17 protein-coding genes and 1 other RNA gene are annotated in these 19,189 nt (G+C 51.6%); 15 read left to right on the top strand and 3 right to left on the bottom strand.

The features are described 5' to 3' along the window. Positions 1-74 precede the first annotated feature (74 nt). Positions 75-458 (bottom strand): YraN family protein, encoded by a 384-nt coding sequence (locus M3P05_RS03380; RefSeq protein WP_249697812.1) that lies wholly within the window; start codon positions 456-458, stop codon positions 75-77. After that, the gene (locus tag M3P05_RS03375) at positions 433-2,304 is read right to left on the bottom strand and encodes a penicillin-binding protein activator (RefSeq protein WP_249697811.1); all 1,872 of its coding nucleotides are present in this window, start codon (positions 2,302-2,304) and stop codon (positions 433-435) included. Before M3P05_RS03375 ends, M3P05_RS03380 begins: the two co-directional genes overlap by 26 nt. 146 nt (positions 2,305-2,450) lie before the next feature. Between M3P05_RS03375 and rsmI the strand changes: the two genes are divergently transcribed. Further along, a complete protein-coding gene (gene rsmI, locus M3P05_RS03370) occupies positions 2,451-3,296 on the top strand; it encodes a 16S rRNA (cytidine(1402)-2'-O)-methyltransferase (RefSeq protein ID WP_249697810.1) in 846 nt (281 codons plus the stop codon). A gap of 1 nt (position 3,297) precedes the next feature. Here the strand turns inward: rsmI and M3P05_RS03365 are convergent, their stop codons facing one another. Further along, entirely contained in the window at positions 3,298-3,927 is a 630-nt protein-coding gene (locus tag M3P05_RS03365; protein WP_249697809.1) for a MarC family protein, read from the bottom strand. Positions 3,928-4,015: 88 nt separating this feature from the next. On the opposite strand from M3P05_RS03365, the gene rnpB reads away from it, so the two are divergent. The 14 genes from rnpB (at position 4,016) to M3P05_RS03295 (ending at position 19,107) form a co-directional block, all read left to right on the top strand. After that, an RNA gene (gene rnpB / locus M3P05_RS03360) (RNase P RNA component class A) lies at positions 4,016-4,410 on the top strand. A gap of 392 nt (positions 4,411-4,802) precedes the next feature. Next, complete coding sequence (gene mraZ / locus M3P05_RS03355; RefSeq protein WP_249697808.1) at positions 4,803-5,258, top strand: division/cell wall cluster transcriptional repressor MraZ; 456 nt, start codon at positions 4,803-4,805, stop codon at positions 5,256-5,258. Between the two features lie 2 nt (positions 5,259-5,260). Beyond that, positions 5,261-6,184 carry a 16S rRNA (cytosine(1402)-N(4))-methyltransferase RsmH gene (gene rsmH, locus M3P05_RS03350; protein ID WP_249697807.1) on the top strand — a complete coding sequence of 308 codons (924 nt, stop codon included), beginning with the start codon at positions 5,261-5,263 and terminating at the stop codon, positions 6,182-6,184. Further along, positions 6,181-6,492 carry a cell division protein FtsL gene (gene ftsL, locus M3P05_RS03345; RefSeq protein ID WP_249697806.1) on the top strand — a complete coding sequence of 104 codons (312 nt, stop codon included), beginning with the start codon at positions 6,181-6,183 and terminating at the stop codon, positions 6,490-6,492. The genes rsmH and ftsL overlap by 4 nt, the downstream gene beginning before the upstream one ends. A 56-nt stretch (positions 6,493-6,548) precedes the next feature. Next, positions 6,549-8,210, top strand: coding sequence for a peptidoglycan D,D-transpeptidase FtsI family protein (locus M3P05_RS03340; RefSeq protein ID WP_249697805.1), 1,662 nt, complete (start codon positions 6,549-6,551; stop codon positions 8,208-8,210). Then, positions 8,210-9,715: a UDP-N-acetylmuramoyl-L-alanyl-D-glutamate--2,6-diaminopimelate ligase gene (locus tag M3P05_RS03335; RefSeq protein WP_249697804.1), complete on the top strand. Its 1,506-nt coding sequence runs from the start codon at positions 8,210-8,212 to the stop codon at positions 9,713-9,715. The genes M3P05_RS03340 and M3P05_RS03335 overlap by 1 nt, the downstream gene beginning before the upstream one ends. Next, on the top strand, positions 9,712-11,121 hold the full coding sequence (locus M3P05_RS03330) for a UDP-N-acetylmuramoyl-tripeptide--D-alanyl-D-alanine ligase (protein ID WP_249697803.1): 1,410 nt from the start codon (positions 9,712-9,714) through the stop codon (positions 11,119-11,121). The genes M3P05_RS03335 and M3P05_RS03330 overlap by 4 nt, the downstream gene beginning before the upstream one ends. Then, positions 11,121-12,203 carry a phospho-N-acetylmuramoyl-pentapeptide-transferase gene (mraY, locus tag M3P05_RS03325; RefSeq protein ID WP_249697802.1) on the top strand — a complete coding sequence of 361 codons (1,083 nt, stop codon included), beginning with the start codon at positions 11,121-11,123 and terminating at the stop codon, positions 12,201-12,203. The genes M3P05_RS03330 and mraY overlap by 1 nt, the downstream gene beginning before the upstream one ends. A gap of 12 nt (positions 12,204-12,215) precedes the next feature. Continuing rightward, the gene (murD, locus tag M3P05_RS03320; RefSeq protein WP_249697801.1) at positions 12,216-13,577 is read left to right on the top strand and encodes a UDP-N-acetylmuramoyl-L-alanine--D-glutamate ligase; all 1,362 of its coding nucleotides are present in this window, start codon (positions 12,216-12,218) and stop codon (positions 13,575-13,577) included. Then, a complete protein-coding gene (gene ftsW / locus M3P05_RS03315) occupies positions 13,570-14,754 on the top strand; it encodes a putative lipid II flippase FtsW (RefSeq protein ID WP_249697800.1) in 1,185 nt (394 codons plus the stop codon). The genes murD and ftsW overlap by 8 nt, the downstream gene beginning before the upstream one ends. Further along, complete coding sequence (gene murG / locus M3P05_RS03310; protein ID WP_249697799.1) at positions 14,747-15,817, top strand: undecaprenyldiphospho-muramoylpentapeptide beta-N-acetylglucosaminyltransferase; 1,071 nt, start codon at positions 14,747-14,749, stop codon at positions 15,815-15,817. The genes ftsW and murG overlap by 8 nt, the downstream gene beginning before the upstream one ends. After that, entirely contained in the window at positions 15,810-17,261 is a 1,452-nt protein-coding gene (gene murC / locus M3P05_RS03305) for a UDP-N-acetylmuramate--L-alanine ligase (protein ID WP_249697798.1), read from the top strand. Before murG ends, murC begins: the two co-directional genes overlap by 8 nt. Positions 17,262-17,317: 56 nt before the next feature. Next, positions 17,318-18,313: a D-alanine--D-alanine ligase gene (locus M3P05_RS03300; protein WP_249697797.1), complete on the top strand. Its 996-nt coding sequence runs from the start codon at positions 17,318-17,320 to the stop codon at positions 18,311-18,313. After that, positions 18,268-19,107, top strand: coding sequence for a cell division protein FtsQ/DivIB (locus M3P05_RS03295; protein ID WP_249697796.1), 840 nt, complete (start codon positions 18,268-18,270; stop codon positions 19,105-19,107). Before M3P05_RS03300 ends, M3P05_RS03295 begins: the two co-directional genes overlap by 46 nt. Positions 19,108-19,189 lie beyond the last annotated feature (82 nt).

Here is a 19,189-nt window from a genome sequence, read left to right as displayed (position 1 = left end):
GTGTCCTGGTGATCCGCTTCTGTCCGTCTGGAAACTGCGTTCTCTCAGATAGTTGATCGGCTAAATGTATGGAGTCAAGTTCTGAAAGCATCCCTGGTCCAATTGACCGAATAAAGGTCATTGTGATGCGCATCCGGCTGAATCGCGATTATATCAAAGCGACATGGTTGTTGGTCGGTGAGATTATAAGTTTGCATATAATGTTGCGCTGTGCGGATCAACCGCTGACATTTGCGGTAATCAACGGATTCCTCGGGCGCGCCAAAATTGCGATGACTGCGAAATCTCACCTCTACGAATACAAGAGTGTCCCTGTCTTGCATGATAAGATCAAGTTCTCCTGTGCGGCAGGCATAATTTCTTTCCCGCAGCTTCATTCCTTTTCTGCGCAGATAGTTGAGAGCCAGATCCTCGGCTTTCTTTCCTGCGGTATTATGAACCCTCGTTTTCCAGAACATTCTCTAGATTCGGAGACATGGAGCGTTCACGGGTTAATGGCACCGGGCGGCCATTGCGAAAATACTGCCAGCGGAGTTCACGCTCGACTTCACGGTTGCTGTCTATGGTCAGGATGCCGGTGGCTCCAAACATCTGCGCTCCCTGAGAGCGTGACAGTTGCTCCAGGCGTGGGTAGATGCGCCAGGCATCGGCACCAAGTGCATAGAGTGGAGCCAGTGAGCCGGAGCTGTTACTCCAGGTTTTCTCAATTTCGGCCTTGAGAGGAGTGCTCTTATCAGCCAGCCATGGCATCAGCGGAATTCTCACCTCGTTGAGATCGCGATCCTGAATCTGGTCGATCTCGCCACTGTACATGCTGGATACCGTGTAAGTTGGTAGGTTGTAGGCGAAATAGAAATCGAGGGCAGGCTTGAGCTGGCGTCCCTGGCTCGGGTTACCAGCAATAAAGATCATGTCAATGTCTTCGCGACGACGCGGGGTGAAGTCGAGACGCTTTCCAAGAACTCTGGTCAGGCTGTTGGCCCGTTTGATGCTGCTGCTTACCAGCAGTGCTTTGCTGACAGAGGGGTTGAAATCTCCCTTTCCTGAGAAGGTCTGCTGGTCCAGTACTTCACCGCCCAGTTCCTTCCACGTTTCGGAAAATGTCGTGGCAACCCGGTTGCCCCAGCTGTTATCCGGTGTGATTAACACAGGCTGTCGGTAGCCATCCAGCCACGCACGTTCAGCGGCCTGACGCGCTTCATTTTCAGAAGCCAGGCCAAACTGATAAACGGGATGTGAAATCTGCTTTGGTAGCTCAGGTACCTGATTGAGGATAAGTTGTGGAACAGTAATTGAGCTGTTTTCAAGACTGTTTTGAGCAGCACTGCGACCCAGTGGACCAATAATCAGCTCAGCCCCATCATTTTGCGCCTGTTGAGCCAGTTGGGATGTATCAGTGTCATTGGTGTCGTAAACCAGCACATTTTGGGGGGAGGCTTGAGTGTTGCCTTTGAAAGACTGATAAAAACCCGCCATAAATCCATCGCGGACAGCTGCTCCGGCTGTGGCCTGAGGGCCGCTCAGCGGGAGAAGTAAGGCTATGCTTTGAGGCTGGTAAGCTGGTGTTGTTTGTAAAGTGGTTATAGCCTTGGGCTGGTTCAAGAAAGCTGGTGAACCGACCCATCGTCTTTGCCACTCGTCAAGCTGCTTCAATTGTGTGGCAAGTTCTTCCGGGCTGCGATAAATGATGGCAAGCTCCAGCCAGGGAATAAGGCTGTTGTTTCTGGTCTGGCTGAGTAATGCTTTCAGATCTTCACTATTTTCCTGAAGCATGCTGTACCAGAGATTAATATAGAGTTCCTCTGGAATGTTGTTTATTTGGGTGTCGATTGCGTTGCCCCAGTGGATAATGGCTTCCCTGTGGTCACCTTCCAGATCAGATAGTGTTGCCTGCAGAGTATCGTAAATCTGCTGCTGAGCAGGTCTCAGTGTTGCCCGGTTCAGTGAGTTCAGCCAGTCTCTTGCTTCGCCAGGGGTGTCGCTGCTGATACGCAGGTGGGCCTGAAGTAATAGATAGTCGCCAAGTTCCTGGTTGGTAAGGCTGGAGATATTCACCATGCCAAGCAGGCTGTTTGTTCTTTGCGGGTTGTCTATCCCGAACATTTGGGCAGCCTGAAGGTAAAGCTTGCTGCGGAGGGGGTCGGCGGCCCTGCTGGCCGAAACAATAAGTGATTCGGTCGTTGTGCCGGTTTCCTTGGTGATGACCGTTGGACGGGGTTCAACCCGGGGTGTGGAGCTGCAGGCCGCCAATAGAATTATTGGCAGTGACACCAGTACGGTTCTTATCCAGATTTTCGAATTCACGGTTTGCGGCGACCTTCTGGCAAAATAGTGAAATTAGTACAGATGGATTCTAACCGAGACATGATGGCGGCTCCAGAAAGTGAGGCTGAAATATGTATCGACTTTTATCTATCTGCCAAGCGTGAAGTTAAAAGCAAGGTTCAAAAATGAGTGAAAGTTGTCTTTATATAGTGGCAACACCTATCGGTAATCTGAATGATCTGTCTCCTCGCGCCAGGGATGTTCTGGCTCAGGTTGATGTGATCGCTGCGGAAGATACCCGCCATACTTCACGATTGCTCAACCATTTTGGGATCAGAGGTAACCTGGTTGCCTGTCATGACCATAATGAGCGGAGCCGGAGTGAGCAGATTGTTCAAAGGTTGCAAGGCGGAGAATCTGTTGCTCTGGTGTCGGATGCCGGCACGCCTCTGATCTCAGATCCGGGATATCATCTTGTCAATGCTGTTCGTGAGGCTGGTATTAAGGTTGTTCCTGTTCCAGGTGCCTGTGCCATGGTGTCGGCTCTGAGTGTATCCGGTCTGCCCTCGGATCGTTTCTTTTTTGAGGGATTTCTGCCAGCTAAAGGAGCTGGGCGCCGTAAACGCTTGGCAGAGCTTTCAGATTTTCCCCATACCTGGATTGTGTATGAGTCTCCACATCGGATCATGGATATGCTGGTTGATATGGATGGGGAGCTGGGTGGTGATCGGAAAATTGTCCTGGCTCGGGAACTGACAAAGACTTTTGAGACTGTTTTGTCCGGAACTGTATCTGAGTTACAGGAAATTCTCACCAGTGATGAGAATCAGCGCAGAGGGGAGTTTGTTGTTCTTATCCATGGTGCTGAAAAGCAGGAAGGCTTTGGTGATGACATTCCTGACGAGGCATTAAAGATTCTTGAGGTGCTGGTTGAAGAGCTGCCTATGAAGCAGGCCAGTCAGATTGCCTCAAAAATTACCGGCATAAAATCCAAGCTGCTGTATAAGGCAGGTCTGGCGATGAAAGAATGATTTATTGATCGGGAGGTAAGGGAACCCATTCAAGGGCTGCCAGACCTTCTATGCAAATCTCTACGGCCAGGGCTGTCACAATCAGGCCCATGACTCTTACAAGTACGGCTGAGCCATTCTCTCCCAGAATTTTATAAATGTGAGGCGCTGACCTGAAGATAAGGTAGGTCAGCACCATCACCAGGCACATCAGGAATGCTGTGAATGCCTGATCCTTGATGGTATGAATACGGTTATCAGTGAGGATGATAATCGCCGTCAGTGCTCCGGGGCTTGCCAGTGATGGGACTGCCAGTGGAAAAACTGCGACATCGTGCCCGGGTTCCTGGTGGCTGGCTTCCTGCTCTTCCTGTTCCGGGTGAAAAATCATTTGTATCCCAAACAAAAACAAGACAGCACCGCCTGCAATTTGAAATGCGCCAAGATGTATGCCGATGGCGTGAAGGATAATCTGCCCGGCTACGAGAAACAGGGTGATAATGGCAGCGCTGTAAAGAACTGCCTTGAGAGCAGTCTGGGCTTTACGCTCCGGAGAAAAACGACGAGTGACGGTCAAAAAAATGGGCAGGCTGCCTATTGGATCGATAACCGCAAACAGCAGTACGAAGTCATGGATGATTTCAGCGTACATTGAACGGTAAACCAAGGATTGACCTATGCACTGTAGTCAAAAGTTCGGCTTGAGGTGTGGGTGAGGTTCCGGTATTCTCCGCCATCCGCAAGATGGCTGGGCAGTCGCTGTTCTTTTTTCGTGTTTTCACGGAGGAAGAAGGGAGGAAAGTCCGGGCTCCAAAGGACAGGGTGCCAGGTAACGCCTGGGGGGTGAAAGCCTACGGAAAGTGCCGCAGAGAGTAGACCGCCTAAGTTGGCTCATTCTTTTAGAGGGAGCTGACCGGTAAGGGTGAAAGGGTGCGGTAAGAGCGCACCGCATGACTGGCAACAGTTCATGGCAGGGTAAACCCCACTCGGAGCAAGACCAAATAGGAATTCTATAGGCGTGGTCCGCGCTGAATTCGGGTAGGTCGCTTGAGGTGCATGGCGACATGTATCCCAGATGAATGGCTGTCACGGCTTTTTAGTTGTACAGAACCCGGCTTACAGGCCATCTTGCGGATTTTTTCTTTCTGTCCCGTCGGGCATAAAGAAAAGTATTTCAGATCGTGATGGTTTCTTTTCCTGATTTTGCTTTTGTTGCAGTAAAAAGCTCATTTCTTAGTTTTCTTCGAGATAACCAGTGCCATTCTTTATTAAATGGAGCGTTTAGCACTGTGTGGGTAAAGATAATCTGATCTCTTATCAGGTGCGGGCATATGTTTCATTTTCTTGAAGTTTTCCATTTTTCTCCACTCTAATCTCTTTTCGTAACTTATTAATTTTAAAAGAAATTGTCTGTAACCAGGGGTGTTGACCCGGGTTTTGCGTATTTCTATAGTGTGATACAGTGGGTCAAAGTGGATAAAAGTGGAATAATTTGGGATGCTGTTGCAATAGAGTGGAGGGAATCACGTGTTTCGTGGTGTGAATGCGCTAAATATGGATGCGAAAGGACGGTTGGCCGTGCCGACACGTTATCGCTCCGTATTGTCAGAGCGTTGCGCCGGGTATCTGGTTGCCACCATTGATACCGAAGAGACCTGCCTGTTGATCTACCCCGTTGATGAATGGGAGCAGATACAAGCGAAAATCGAGGCTCTTCCCAGCTTTCATCCCATGACCCGCAGAATACAGCGGTTATTGATCGGCCATGCCACAGATCTGGAAATGGATGGAAATGGCCGGATTTTAATTCCACCCCTGTTGCGTGAATACGCCGGGCTGTCTAAAAAAACTGTTTTGCTGGGGCAGGGCAAGAAATTCGAACTCTGGGATGAAGAGTGCTGGCATGAGCGGCGCGACGCTTACCTCAAGGAAACCGGGGAAGGTGTGGCGACTCCCGAAGATTTACAGACATTGTCGTTGTAGATATGAGCAAGCAGTTTAGGCACAAAACCGTGTTACTGGATGAGGCCATTGAGTGCCTGGTTCAGACGCCCGACGGGCATTACATAGATGGAACATTCGGACGGGGCGGCCACAGTCGGCTGATCCTGTCCCAGTTGGATGAAAATGGCCTGTTGACCGGAATTGATAAGGATCCGGTCGCCATAGGTTTCGGCGAGGCCCTGATGGAGGAAGACAAGCGCTTCCGTATCTGTCATGGCTCATTTGCAGAGATTAAAACCTTTGCAAATGGCGAAAAGCTGGATGGCATTCTCCTTGATCTGGGGGTTTCTTCTCCCCAGCTGGATGATGCAGCTCGAGGATTCAGCTTCCTGAGGGATGGTCCGCTTGATATGCGGATGAACACCAGCAAGGGAATGAGCGCTGCGCAATGGCTCGCTGTTGCTGATGAAGATGAGATCACTGATGTGATCAAACGTTTTGGAGAGGAAAAGTTCGGCCGCCGTATGGCCAAGGCCATTATCGAAGCCCGCCAGAATGCACCGATTGAGACAACGGCTCGTTTGGCCAAGATTATAGCGAATGCTAATCCGGTATGGCCCAAGAAGATCCACCCTGCCACCAAAGCGTTCCAGGGGATCCGGATCTTTATCAACAGCGAGCTGGATGATCTGGAGAGACTGCTTGAAGACAGTCTGGAGCTTCTGAAGCCTGGAGGAAGACTGGTGATTATCAGCTTCCACTCTCTGGAAGACAGGATTGTGAAGCGGTTCATTCGCAGGCATGAGAAAGGGGATGATGTTCCCAGCTGGGTGCCTCTGACGGATGAGCAGCTGAATCGGAAGTTAAAGAGTGTGGGCAAGGCCCGTAAACCTGGCCCGGAAGAAGTTGATGGTAATCCTCGTGCCCGCAGTGCGGTTATGAGGGTTGCGGAAAGGCTGGCATGAGTGGACGCTGGCTGGATTTTGCACCCTTGCAGTTTCTGCAGGGAGGAATCCGCTGGCTGCCTGTAGTCCTTGGCGCTTTGGTCGTGGTGTCAGCTTTTGCTGTAGTTTGGTCAGCGCACCTGAACAGGGTGGCATTTGACCAGCTGCAGATTGAGTTGATGCGTAAAAATGCAATTCAGGAACAGTGGGGGCAGTTGTTGATACAGCATAGCACCCTGACCGCTCACAAGCGGATCGACAAACTCGCTCGTGAGCAGCTTGAAATGGAAGCGCCCGGCAAAGACAGGATCATCATGGTACAGCCGTGAACAAGAGACGGAAAACGACACCATACCAAGGCCGATATCGCTGTGTTCAGTTCCTTATGGTTCTGGCAGTGCTGTTGGTTGGTGGTCGTGTTTCCTATCTGCAGGTTCTGAATCGGCCATTTTTACAGAATGAAGGCGACAAACGAACTGTCCGTGAGGAAGTGATTTCCGCCCACCGGGGGATGATCTTTGACCGGAATGGCAGTCCGCTTGCTGTCAGCACGTCTGTCACCACGCTCTGGGCTGATCCCCGGATACTTGTTAAGGAAAGAGCGCGCTGGCCGGAGTTGGCGAAGGCTTTGGGAATCAGTCCAAAGGCTTTGTCTCGCAAGATAGAGAATGCCAGTGGGCGCGGCTTTATGTATCTGGAGCGGCGTATGCAGCCGGCAGATGCAAAAAAAATACTGGATTTGGATATTTCGGGGGTGAATGGCCTTCCGGAATATCGTCGTTTCTACCCGGCGGGCGAAGTGGCAGCCCAGCTGGTTGGACTGACGGATATTGATGACAAAGGGCAGGAAGGTGTTGAGCTGGCCCTTGATGGCTGGTTGTCGGGTAAGCCCGGATCCATGCGGCTGATAAAAGACCGCAGAGGCAAGGTGATCCGGGAAACCGATGTGCTCAGGAGTGCTGAGCCCGGACATGAAATAAAGCTGAGTATTGATCTGCGCATTCAATACCTGGCTTATCGGGAGCTGGTGAGAGCTGTACGGGAGAATGAGGCCCGTACAGCTTCTCTGGTTATGCTGGACGTGAAAACCGGTGAAGTGCTGGCCATGGTCAACCAGCCTTCATTCAATCCAAATGATCGCAGTAATTTCAGTGCTGCCAGCGTTCGTAACCGTGCCATTGTTGACCAGTTTGAACCTGGTTCGGTTATCAAGCCGTTTACAGTTGCTGCGGCGCTGGAAAGTGGTCGGTACAGCAGTCATACCCCGGTTAATACTTCACCGGGGTGGATGCGCGTTGGGCGTGATGTGGTCAAGGATGTACGCAATTTCGGCAAGCTGGATGTAACCGGGGTTATTACCAAATCCAGTAATGTCGGGGTTTCCAAGCTGGCGCTGGATATAGGGCCGGAGCGGCTGGTTTCCCTGTTTCAGCGGGTTGGCCTTGGGCAGTCTACGGGCGTTGTTTTCCCGGGTGAAAGCACCGGTTTGATGCCGAGTCGCAGCAGTTGGAAGCCAATTGAGACGGCAACACTCTCGTATGGTTATGGATTGTCTGTAACCTCACTGCAGCTGGCACAGGCTTACATGATCCTGGCTAACGACGGCAGGGCGGTTCCAGTCAGCTTGATCAAGCGGGATATTCCTGTCGAAAGCCAGCAGGTGGTTGATCCACAGGTGGCGCGCAGAGTTCTCGATATGATGAGGACGGTGACTGGCGTCAAGGGAACAGGCCGCCGTGCCCGTACATACAGTTACACCGTTGCCGGCAAGACCGGCACTGTTAAGAAGCTGGGAGTCAAGGGCTACTCAGATGATAGCTATATTTCTCTGTTTGCCGGAGTAATACCAGCGAACAAGCCACGTGTGGCAATGGTCGTGGTGCTCGATGGCACCAAATCGACCAGATATTATGGTGGTGTTGTGGCAGCACCTGTGTTCTCCCGGGTGGCGGGAGAGGCCATGCGTATGCTCGGTGTGCCGGCTGATGATGCCGACAGCCAGCACATGCTGGTGGATACTGCCAGAAATTCCAGGAATGAGAGCTGATGACAGATTCTATTTGGGAACATAACCTGACTCTGAATCAGCTGCTTGAATGGCTCGGAATTGAGCCGTTGGCAGCGGATATCAAGCTGTCTGGTCTGGCGACCGACAGCCGCAGAGTCAGCAGTGGTGAGCTGTTCCTTGCCCTGCCAGGGTTTGCAACTGACGGGCGAGACTATATTGAAGCGGCGATAAAGGCGGGGGCGGTTGCTGTTCTTGCTGAAGCTGGCCGTGACCTGTCTTTCGTGAATGTCCCAGTTGTGCAGGTGTGTAACCTTCATGCCAGAGCTGGCGGCCTGATTGACTTTGCTCTTGGTCAACCTTCCCGTGATATCAATGTGATTGGTGTAACCGGAACCAACGGCAAATCGTCCTCTGTGCATTTTGTTGCTGAGCTTCTGGAGCAGATGAGCAGTGGCTGTGGTGTTATGGGAACTCTTGGTCAGGGCCGTGCTGGTCACCTTGAGAATATGGGGAATACCACTGCAGATATCCTGACCTGTCACAGCTTTGCTGCCCGGATGCGTCAGCAGAACGTTGGCTGGATGGCTACCGAGATATCATCCCATGGACTGGACCAGGGTCGTGTTAACGGGTTGCGAATCGATACCGCAGTTTTTACCAACCTGACCCGTGACCACCTCGACTACCACAAGACCATGGAAGCATACGCAGCGGCAAAGGGTAAGCTGTTTGCTCATCCCGGCCTGCGTCATGCCATCTTTAATGCTGATGATCCGGCGGCAGAAACTCTGCGCGGTTTTGCTCCTGAAAGTGTTGAGTGCCTTAATTGCTCTCTTTCTGATTCATCGGCTGATCTCTATCTCAAGAATATTGAGCTGCTTCCTGACGGAATGAAGGCGACTGTGGTTACCCCGTGGGGAACCGGGACTCTGGAAACATCATTAATAGGTCGCTTCAACCTGAGCAATCTGCTGGGTGTGGTAGCTGTTTTGGGATGTCATAACTTCCCGTTAAATGATGTCCTTGCTGCAATCAAGCATCTGGCCAGTGTTCCAGGCCGCCTGGAAAGTTATGGCGGTGGAACCCAGCCGGTTGTCGTGATCGATTACGCGCATACGTCTGATGCGTTGAAAAGTGTTCTCTTGGCCCTGCGTGAACATGGAGGTCGTCGTATTTCCTGTGTCTTTGGATGCGGTGGTGACCGCGACCGTGGTAAGCGCCCACTGATGGCCCAGGCCGCCTGTGCTGGTGCAGACCATGTTTATGTCACCAGCGATAATCCTCGTAGCGAGGAGCCCAGAAGCATTATTGATGATGCGCTGACTGGTGTTACCGGAGATGCTCTCGACAAGGTGACTGTGGTTGTAGATCGCGCTGAGGCAATCGCACTAGCCGTTTCAAATGCTGCGCCCGGTGATGTTGTTCTGGTGGCTGGTAAGGGCCATGAGTGTTACCAGGAAATTAAAGGTGTCCGCTATCCCTTCAGTGATCTTGATCAGGTGACTCAGGCTCTGACTCATTTGCAAGCCGGGAGGGTTGCATGATCGCCTCCAAACATTTGAGTGGGCTTGCTGATGCGCTTTCAGCCAAATTGATTGGTGATGATGCTGAGACAGGTTCTGTCAGCATCAATACCCGAACTCTGCAGCCTGGACAGCTCTTTGTTGCAATCAAAGGCCCTAACTTTGATGGGCACCGTTATGTTGAGGCTGCTCTGGAAAAAGGTGCCTGCGGGGCTGTTGTCAGTGAGAAGGGTGGCGGACTTCCTCGCGTGCTGGTTCAAGACACCGAAGATGCTCTTACAGCTATCGGTCGCTTAAATCGGGATGCTTTTGGCGGACTTGTTCTCGGCGTGACAGGCAGCAGTGGCAAGACTTCAGTGAAAGAGATGCTGGCAGCCATTTTCTCTCAAGTAGGCGAGACGTTGTCCACAAAAGGAAACCTGAACAACGCCTACGGGGTTCCAGTCACTCTGAGCGGTCTGACTGATGATCACAAGTTTGCCGTTGTTGAAATGGGAACCAACAGCCCGGGTGAAATTGCACATCTGACGTCTATTGTCCGCCCCCATATTTCCATGGTGAACAATGCTGGCGGTTCGCATATTGCCGGGCTCGGTGGCCTGGCTGGAGTCGTTCAGGAAAAAGGTGCGATTTTTGATCGTCTGCCTGAAGATGGCTGCGCCATCATTAATCTGGATGATGCCCATGCTGAAATCTGGAGAGAGCGGGTCGCTAAAAACAGCGGGTGTCGTGTAGCGACATTCAGTCTGAAGAATCAGGATGCAACCAGTCGGGCGGAAGATATTGTCACCGAAGATGACGGTATGCACTTCACCCTTCACCTTGATGGAAAAAATACACCGGTTCATCTGCAGTTCTGGGGTAAACACCAGGTCACAAATGCCTGTGCCGCTGCAGCTGTCGCCTACGCAGCAGGTATTGATATTGAAACTATCGCTGCTGGTCTGGGAGAAGCCCGTCCTTATGCCCGTCGTGGCCAGCGTTTCCGCACTGGCAGTGGTGCTCTGATCATTGATGAGAGCTACAACGCCAACCCCGAGTCAACCCAGGCATCCATTGACGAGTTGGTTGATTGTGATGGCTATCGCATTCTGATTGTTGGCGATATGTCAGAAGAGCATTTTGAGAGCGAGAAGGATGGTATTCGTCTGCATCGTGAACTTGGAAAGTATGCACGCAAGGCGGGTATTGATCGTGTGCTGACATATGGAAACTGGTCAAGCCATCTGCACACCGGCTTTAAGGGTGAAGGAAAACACTTCACAGACAAGCAGGAACTGTGCGACTGGCTGCTGCCACATTTGAATCCTGGTGTTGTTGTTTTGGTTAAAGGTTCTTTTACTGCTGGTATGAATCAGATTGTCAGCGCCTGTCTGGCTGACTCTGCTGTGGATAATTCCACGGAAACCGCCACGGAGGGCAACTGATGCTGTATTGGCTGGCTGATATTTTAAGCGCTTATTACAGTGGTTTTGGTGTATTTAAGTATTTGACTCTTCGGGCGATTCTCGGGGTTTTAACCGCACTGGCTTTTTCTTTGTGGTTTGGTCCGATTTTTATCCGCAAGCTGAGTTTTCACCAGATTGGTCAGGCTGTGCGTGATGATGGTCCCCAATCCCATCTCAGTAAAGCCGGGACTCCAACCATGGGCGGCGGCCTGATTCTGGCTGCTATAGCAATCAGCACGCTGCTTTGGGGTGACCTGACTAATGCATATGTCTGGATCGTGCTTGGCGTAACTCTCTCGTTTGGTGCTGTAGGCTGGGTGGATGATTACCGTAAGGTCGTTGAGAAGCATTCCCGGGGTCTGCCAGCAAAATGGAAGTATTTCTGGCAGTCAGTTTTTGGGCTGGGAGCAGCTATAGCGCTCTATATGATGGCCAAGACCCCCGTCGAAACCTCACTGATTGTTCCGTTTTTCAAGAACGTGGCTATCCCGCTGGGTGTGTTCTTTATTGTGCTGACCTATCTGGTCATTGTCGGTACAAGTAACGCCGTTAATCTGACAGATGGTCTGGATGGCCTGGCCATTATGCCAACGGTTATGGTTGGTGCTGCATTGGGTGTTTTTGCCTACCTGAGTGGTCATGCCGAGTTTGCCCGCTATCTCCATATTCCCTTTATTCGTGGTTCCGGTGAGCTGGTTGTGTTTACGTCAGCGCTGGTTGGTGCAGGTCTTGGATTTTTGTGGTTTAACACCTATCCCGCACAGGTCTTTATGGGAGATGTTGGTGCTCTGGCCCTTGGTGCCGCGCTGGGTGTTATTGCCGTTATCGTTCGGCAGGAGATCGTCCTGTTTATTATGGGCGGTGTTTTTGTGATGGAGACGGTTTCAGTCATTCTCCAGGTCGGTTCGTATAAGCTGACCGGGCGTCGTATTTTCCGGATGGCACCTATTCACCATCACTTTGAGTTGAAGGGCTGGCCGGAGCCAAGGGTTATTGTACGGTTCTGGATCATCAGTCTGATCCTGGTTTTGATTGGTTTGGCAACACTGAAGATTCGTTAAAGGAAAACTGGCGTGCACGAGCAGCTTATCAGCAGTGACAAAAAGCGCATAGTTGTCGGTCTTGGCAAGACTGGACTTGCGTGTGCGCGCTGGCTGTATCGTCAGGGGCTGCCTTTCTTTGTGGTTGATACCCGCACCAATCCTCCCGGACTGGATGCTCTTCGCGATGCCTGCCCGGGTGTTGATATTATCTGCGGGTCGCTTGAGAGTGATCTGTTAAGCCAGGCCGATGAGCTTATCGTGAGCCCCGGACTGTCCTTGAAAGAACCGACTATTGCTCAGGCTATCGCCAATGGTGTCGCTGTTTCCGGTGATATCGAACTGTTCTGCCGCCAGGTTGAAGCACCTGTTATCGCCATTACCGGCTCCAATGGTAAAAGTACTGTGACTACCCTGGTTGGCCTGATGGCTGAAAAGGCAGGAGTCAGTGTTGGAGTTGGCGGCAATATCGGCACTCCTGTTCTTGATCTTCTGGAGCAGGGTGAAAAGGATCTTTATGTTCTTGAGTTGTCGAGTTTCCAGCTGGAAACAACACACTCTCTTCGAGCTGCCGCAGCAACGGTTCTGAATGTCACACCGGATCATATGGATCGGTATGACAGCCTTGCAGAATATCATCAGGCCAAGCACAGAATTTACTGCGGCTGCACCGGTGCAGTTGTGAATCGTGATGATGCGCTGTCATCTCCACTTGTTTCAGAAAATGTTCGTCTTGTCTCTTTCGGGTTAAATCAGGCTCCTGGTCTGAATGATTTCGGTACCGTGAAAGAGAATGGCAAAACCTGGCTTGTTCAGGGGCTTAAACGACTTATTTCAACAGATGAGCTGAAAGTCCGTGGTAGTCACAATCAGGCGAATGCTCTGGCTGCACTGGCACTGGGAACTCTGGCTAGGCTGCCAATGGAAGCAATGCTGGAAGCTTTGAGAGAGTTTACTGGACTGCCCCATCGCTGCGAGTGGGTGAAAGATGCCCATGATGTGAACTGGTTTAATGATTCCAAAGCGACCAATACCGGTTCTGCCATTGCTGCCATTGAAGGTTTATCCAGCGATATAACCGGACAGATTGTTCTCATCGCCGGGGGTGATGGCAAAGGTGCAGACTTCTCTGAAATGAAGCCTGCAGTTCAAAGTCATGTACGTGATCTGATTGTTATTGGAGTGGATGGCCCCCGGCTGGGTTCTGAAGTTGAAGGGGCAGCTCCCATTCACAAGGCTGAGAGTCTGGATGAAGCCATTCTGACAGCAAAAGAGCTGGCGCAATCAGGTGATGTGGTATTGCTGGCTCCGGCCTGTGCCAGCTTCGATATGTTTGACAATTATGAGCATCGCGGCGAGATGTTCAGGGAACGTGTGGAGGTGCTGTGTGGCTAACATAAGCTTCTCCAACCTGTTTTATCGTTCCCAGCCTAATCAGGCCTCCGTTGATTTTTGGTTGCTGGGTGCAGCCATGCTGGTTGCCGGTATAGGACTGGTTATGGTGGCTTCAGCTTCCAGTGGTATTGCCAGCGCCAATTACAACGATCCGTTCCACTTTATTATCCGACAAGGAATTTTCCTGTTTGTTGGAGCTGTTGCTGCTAGCGTGGCAATGATTATCCCTATGGAACAATGGGAGCGCTGGTCCTGGATGGCTCTGGCTGTATCAGGTGTTCTTCTGTTTGTGGTGCTGTTTGTTGGTCGGGAGATTAACGGCAGTACCCGCTGGCTGCCCTTTGGGTTCTTTAACCTCCAGCCTTCCGAAGTGGCGAAGGTTCTGGTTGCTGTTTATATGGCCTCTTATCTGGCCCGCCGCCAGGATGATGTTCGCGGAGAAGGCTGGTGGGGATTCAGTCGTCCCATGCTGGTTCTCTCCATTGCATTGGCCTTGCTGCTGTTTGAACCTGATTTTGGCTCATCCGTTGTTCTGCTTGGTGCTGTCATGGGAATGGTATTTCTGGCCGGTGCCGGGCTGGGGAAATTCTTCGTGATTATGGCTGGAGCGGTTCTGGGAGCAGTGGCTCTGGTGTTTGCCGCCCCTTATCGTTTGCGTCGTCTGGCTGTCTATACCGATCCATGGGCGGATCAATTTGGTGATGGCTATCAGCTAACACAGTCGCTGATCGGTTTTGGCCGTGGTGGCTGGACTGGTGAAGGGCTGGGGAATGGTATTCAAAAACTGTTCTTCCTCCCTGAAGCTCATACCGATTTTATTTTTTCTGTGGTGGCAGAAGAGCTGGGGCTGATTGGTTCCATAGCCGTTATTGCCATTCTGTTTTTTATTGCCTGGCGGGCAGTGGAAATTGGCTTTCAGGCAGAGAAAGCCAATCAGTATTTTTCTGCTTATCTCGCTTACGGCCTGGGGCTGCTGTTTGGCAGTCAGGTGTTTATCAATATTGGTGTCAGCAGTGGTCTCCTGCCTACCAAGGGACTGGCCCTGCCATTCCTCAGTTATGGTGGCAGTAGCCTGATTACGAATTGTCTGACTATCGGGCTTTTAATGCGCATTGATTTTGAGCGTCGCAGTGCAGGCGCAGCTGTATCGAAAGTGAAGGGAAGCAGTCATGGCTGATCAGTCTCCTTTGTTCATTATTATGGCCGGCGGAACTGGCGGGCATATTTTTCCTGCTCTGGCAGTTGCTGATGAACTGCGTGACCAGGGTTTTCGTATCCATTGGCTGGGAACCCGCGATGGTATGGAAGCAGATCTGGTTCCCAAACATGGCTATGACATCTCCTATATGCCGGTGAAAGGTGTAAGGGGAAATGGTTTAAAGGCGCTGTTGCAGGCTCCTTTCCGTGTGTTGGTATCCATGTGGCACGCTCTGAAAATCATGCGTGCCAAAAAAGCTGTTGCTGTGCTGGGTATGGGTGGATTTGTTTCTGGCCCCGGCAGTGTGGCTGCATGGTTACTGCGTAAACCTCTGGTACTCCATGAGCAGAATGCCACGGTTGGCTTGACCAACAATATCGCCAGTCGGTTTGCGACCCGTTTGCTGGAAGCATTTCCCAATACTTTCCAAAAAAAACAGGCGGAATGTACAGGTAATCCTGTTCGCCCGATGATCGTCCCTGTTGAAAAGCAGGGGGATGACCAGAGGCCTCTGAAGCTTCTTGTTCTTGGCGGTAGTCGTGGAGCCGTTGCAATTAACGAGTGTGTACCAAAGGCGTTGTCCCGGCTGGATGGAGGCAAGCTTGAAGTCTGGCATCAGGCCGGTGATCGCAATATTGAGGAAACCCATTCTTTCTATCAGGAAGCGGGAGTTGAAGGGAGAGTTGATCCCTTTATTGATGATATGGCTGAAGCCTATGGCTGGGCGGATATTGTTTTATGCCGCTCCGGGGCTTTGACTGTGGCCGAACTGGCCAATGCCGGTAAGCCTGGCATTTTAGTGCCCTATCCCTGGCATAAGGATCAGCAGCAGCTGAAAAATGCCCGCTACCTGGTGGATAACCAGGCAGCCATTCTGCTTGAGCAGAAAGATATGACAGAACAATCATTGGCTGATCTGCTGAATCAGCTGGTTAAAGACCGGAGTCGTGTAAAGTCCATGGCGGAAGCAACCAAGGTTTGTGCTCACCCTGATGCAACGAAAACCGTTGCCCGTTTTTGTCGGGAGGTGGCGAATGTCTGAACAGTTATCAAGACAACACGTCCCGGTTTTTGCTGTTCCTGAAATGCGTCGGATTAGCAAGATTCACTTTATTGGCATCGGCGGCTCCGGAATGTGTGGCATTGCGGAAGTGCTGCGAAACCAGGGTTATAAAATTTCCGGTTCTGATATTAATCAGTCCCGGGTAACCCGCCGTCTGGAGTCTCTCGGGGTTGAGGTTTTCCTGGGGCATGACAGCGCCAATATCGATGATGTTGATGTGGTGGTCGTTTCCACAGCCGTAAAAGAAGACAACCCTGAGCTGGTAGAAGCCCGTGAACGTCGAATTCCGGTTGTTCCCAGGGCGGAGATGCTGGCAGAGCTGATGCGCTATCGACATGGTGTTGCTGTTGCCGGAACCCATGGTAAAACCACCACAACCAGTCTTCTAGCCTCCGTCCTTGGGCAGGGTGGCTTGGATCCAACCTTTATTATCGGTGGCCGTTTAAATTCTGCAGGCACCAATGCGCGACTGGGTGGTAGCCGCTACCTGGTTGCGGAAGCCGATGAAAGTGATGCGTCTTTCCTGCATCTGCAACCGATGATCTCCATTGTGACCAATATCGATGCCGATCATATGGGAACTTACGGTGGCGACTTCAGTAAACTGAAGCAGACCTTCATCGACTTTCTCCATAACCTGCCTTTCTATGGGTTGGCCGTGGTCTGTATTGATGATCCCGTGGTGCGGGAGCTTCTTCCCCAAATCAAGAGGCAAGTGATCACTTACGGTTTTGCTGAAGATGCGGATTACCGTGCCATCGATATTCGTCAGAATGGCATGCAGAACACCTTCCGTCTGGTTCGCAAAGATAGAGACGATGTGATTGATGTAGCCCTGAATATTCCCGGCGAACACAATATCCAGAATGCTCTGGCCACTTATGCCGTTGCGGCAGAAGAAGGTCTCAGTGATGAAGATATCTGTGCTGGCCTTGAAGGGTTCCAGGGCGTAGGTCGTCGTTTTCAGGTTTATGGCGACTACCAGACCGGTGTTGGCGAGGTCATGTTTGTTGATGATTATGGTCATCACCCCCGTGAAGTGGCGGCAACAATTGCCGCGATTCGCAAAGGCTGGCCGGATAAACGGCTGGTTATGATCTATCAGCCGCATCGGTATACACGTACCCGTGATCTTTATGAAGATTTTGTGGATGTGCTGTCACAAGTCGATGTTTTGCTGCTGATGGATGTGTACCCTGCCGGAGAAGCTGTTATTCCCGGTGCGGATGCACGCAGCCTGTGCAGGAGCATCCGTCAGCGCGGACGTCTGGATCCGATCTTCGTACAGCGTGGAGAACCGGTTGAGCCGGTGCTGGCCGATGTGCTGGCTGATGGTGATCTGTTAATTACCCAGGGTGCCGGTGATATCGGCGGTCTGGCCAGTGACCTGGCTGAAAAAGAGCTGGTGCTGAAACAGTCCTGATTAATTCAGGCCTGAAATAAGTGGCCGTTTGAGCCACAAATGAAAGAGTTGAGTGCATGACTGAACAAACCCAAAAGGACAATCTGACCAAGAGCACGGAAGCCTTTGGCCGCGTAGCCGTTCTGTGTGGCGGAGATTCTCCTGAGCGTCAGGTGTCGCTGAAATCCGGAGGCCGGATTTTTAAGGCGCTGCAGGATCGTGGCGTTGATGTGGTGATGGTCGATGCAGCAACTGATCTGGTTGATCAGTTGCAAACCATCAAGCCGGATCGTGTATTCCTGGCTCTGCATGGTGCCAGTGGTGAAGACGGTACTGTTCAGGGGCTGCTGGATTTTCTGAAGATTCCTTATACCGGCAGTGGTGTTAAGGGCTCGGCAATTGCCATGGATAAGTCCCGCAGCAAGTTGATCTGGAAGAGTATTGACCTGCAAACACCTGACTTTCAGATTGTTGATGCTGCAACAGATCTTGATGCGGTTGAGCTTCCGGTTCCCTGCTTTGTGAAACCCAACAGTGATGGTTCCAGCATCGCAACATTCCCGGTTTACAGCCGTGATGACCTGAAGCCTGCAATTGAGAAAGTGCTGGCCCATGCCGATAAGGTTCTTGTTGAGCAGATGATTGAAGGGCCGGAGTTCACGGTCAGCATTCTGAATGGGCGTCCTCTGCCGGGTATTCGTCTGGAGACAGATAACACCTTCTACGACTATGAAGCCAAGTACCTGTCTGACAGTACACGTTATCTGCTGCCCTGCGGTCTGACCGAAGAGAAAGAGCAGGAGCTGCAGGAACTGGCATTGAAAGCATTTGACAGTATCGGCTGTGCAGGCTGGGGGCGTGTTGACGTAATGCAGGATGGTCAGGGTAACTTCTGGTTGCTTGAGGTGAACACTATCCCGGGTATGACTGATCACAGTCTTGTGCCTATGGCAGCGAAAGCTGTTGGATATGATTTTGAAGATCTGGTTCTGGAATTGCTTCAGGCAACTGGACAGGAGGAGCGGCCATGGACGCCCGCCGGTACCTCAACCGTGACAGCCAGAGCCAACTGAACAAAGATGCCCGCAAAAAGAAGCGGGCAGGATATGTTCAGGAGGATGTAAAACGCTGGGCGACGCTTGTGTTGGGAGCATTGAAGTGGCTGGCAGTAGGCGTTGTCCTCGGAGCTTTCATCTGGTCGGTTCCGACAGTTTGGAACTGGCTGGACAGACCGATTGCCCGGGTTGGGATAAGTGGAGACTTTCGCTATCTCAATCAGGAACAGGTAAAGGTGAAGCTTGGGCCTTTCCTGCAGGAGCAGACATTTTTCAGTCTTGATCTGCGGGGTTTGCAAAAAGAGCTTCTGGCCGATTCCTGGATCGACAGCGTGAATGTCAGGAAAACCTGGCCGGATCAGCTTGAGATTACTCTCCGCGAGGAAGTGCCTGTGGCACGCTGGCGGGACAAAGAGCTGATCAATATCGAGGGAGAGGTTTTTCCTCGAGGTGCAGGGCAGGAGTTTGATGACTTTCCTGTTCTTGCAGGCCCGAGAGGGCGTGAGCAGGAAGTGATGGAGCAGTATCTGACGCTGAGTCACCAGTTGCGGCCAATTGGTCTGAAACTGGATGGAGTGGCGTTATCACCGGCCGGAAGCTGGAGCTTTCAGGTTGATGAGGTTGAAGTGCAGTTAGGAAGTGAGGCATTGCTGGAGCGCATGCAGAGGTTTTCCCGGTTGTACCGCATCCATCTTGAGAAACAATGGGTAGCTGTGAAAGGGGTTGACCTGCGCTACCGGGATGGGGTTGCAATCGCCTGGAAGCAGTCTGAACAGGCATTGGGATCTCAACAAGCTTTGGGTTCTTCATAAGCTTTGGGCAATGGGTAGGTGTATTCACCAGGAAAATGAAAACCTGATGACTGCAGGAAAAAATAGGCTGGTTCGCTGGTCG

Origin of the sequence: Parendozoicomonas callyspongiae (assembly GCF_023502345.1) — a bacterium.
Lineage (GTDB): Bacteria > Pseudomonadota > Gammaproteobacteria > Pseudomonadales > Endozoicomonadaceae > Sansalvadorimonas > Sansalvadorimonas callyspongiae.
Note: the sequence above shows the minus strand (reverse complement) of the source record. Positions and strands in the feature narration are given on the sequence as shown.

Bases quoted from the DNA above. Each gene is read 5' to 3' on its own strand.
- M3P05_RS03380 (WP_249697812.1), bottom strand. From the start codon at position 458: ATGTTCTGGAAAACGAGGGTTCATAATACCGCAGGAAAGAAAGCCGAG.
- rsmI (WP_249697810.1), top strand. From the start codon at position 2,451: ATGAGTGAAAGTTGTCTTTATATAGTGGCAACACCTATCGGTAATCTG.
- M3P05_RS03365 (WP_249697809.1), bottom strand. From the start codon at position 3,927: ATGTACGCTGAAATCATCCATGACTTCGTACTGCTGTTTGCGGTTATC.
- rsmH (WP_249697807.1), top strand. From the start codon at position 5,261: ATGAGCAAGCAGTTTAGGCACAAAACCGTGTTACTGGATGAGGCCATT.
- ftsL (WP_249697806.1), top strand. From the start codon at position 6,181: ATGAGTGGACGCTGGCTGGATTTTGCACCCTTGCAGTTTCTGCAGGGA.
- M3P05_RS03340 (WP_249697805.1), top strand. From the start codon at position 6,549: ATGGTTCTGGCAGTGCTGTTGGTTGGTGGTCGTGTTTCCTATCTGCAG.
- M3P05_RS03335 (WP_249697804.1), top strand. From the start codon at position 8,210: ATGACAGATTCTATTTGGGAACATAACCTGACTCTGAATCAGCTGCTT.
- M3P05_RS03330 (WP_249697803.1), top strand. From the start codon at position 9,712: ATGATCGCCTCCAAACATTTGAGTGGGCTTGCTGATGCGCTTTCAGCC.
- mraY (WP_249697802.1), top strand. From the start codon at position 11,121: ATGCTGTATTGGCTGGCTGATATTTTAAGCGCTTATTACAGTGGTTTT.
- murG (WP_249697799.1), top strand. From the start codon at position 14,747: ATGGCTGATCAGTCTCCTTTGTTCATTATTATGGCCGGCGGAACTGGC.
- murC (WP_249697798.1), top strand. From the start codon at position 15,810: ATGTCTGAACAGTTATCAAGACAACACGTCCCGGTTTTTGCTGTTCCT.
- M3P05_RS03300 (WP_249697797.1), top strand. From the start codon at position 17,318: ATGACTGAACAAACCCAAAAGGACAATCTGACCAAGAGCACGGAAGCC.
- M3P05_RS03295 (WP_249697796.1), top strand. From the start codon at position 18,268: ATGGACGCCCGCCGGTACCTCAACCGTGACAGCCAGAGCCAACTGAAC.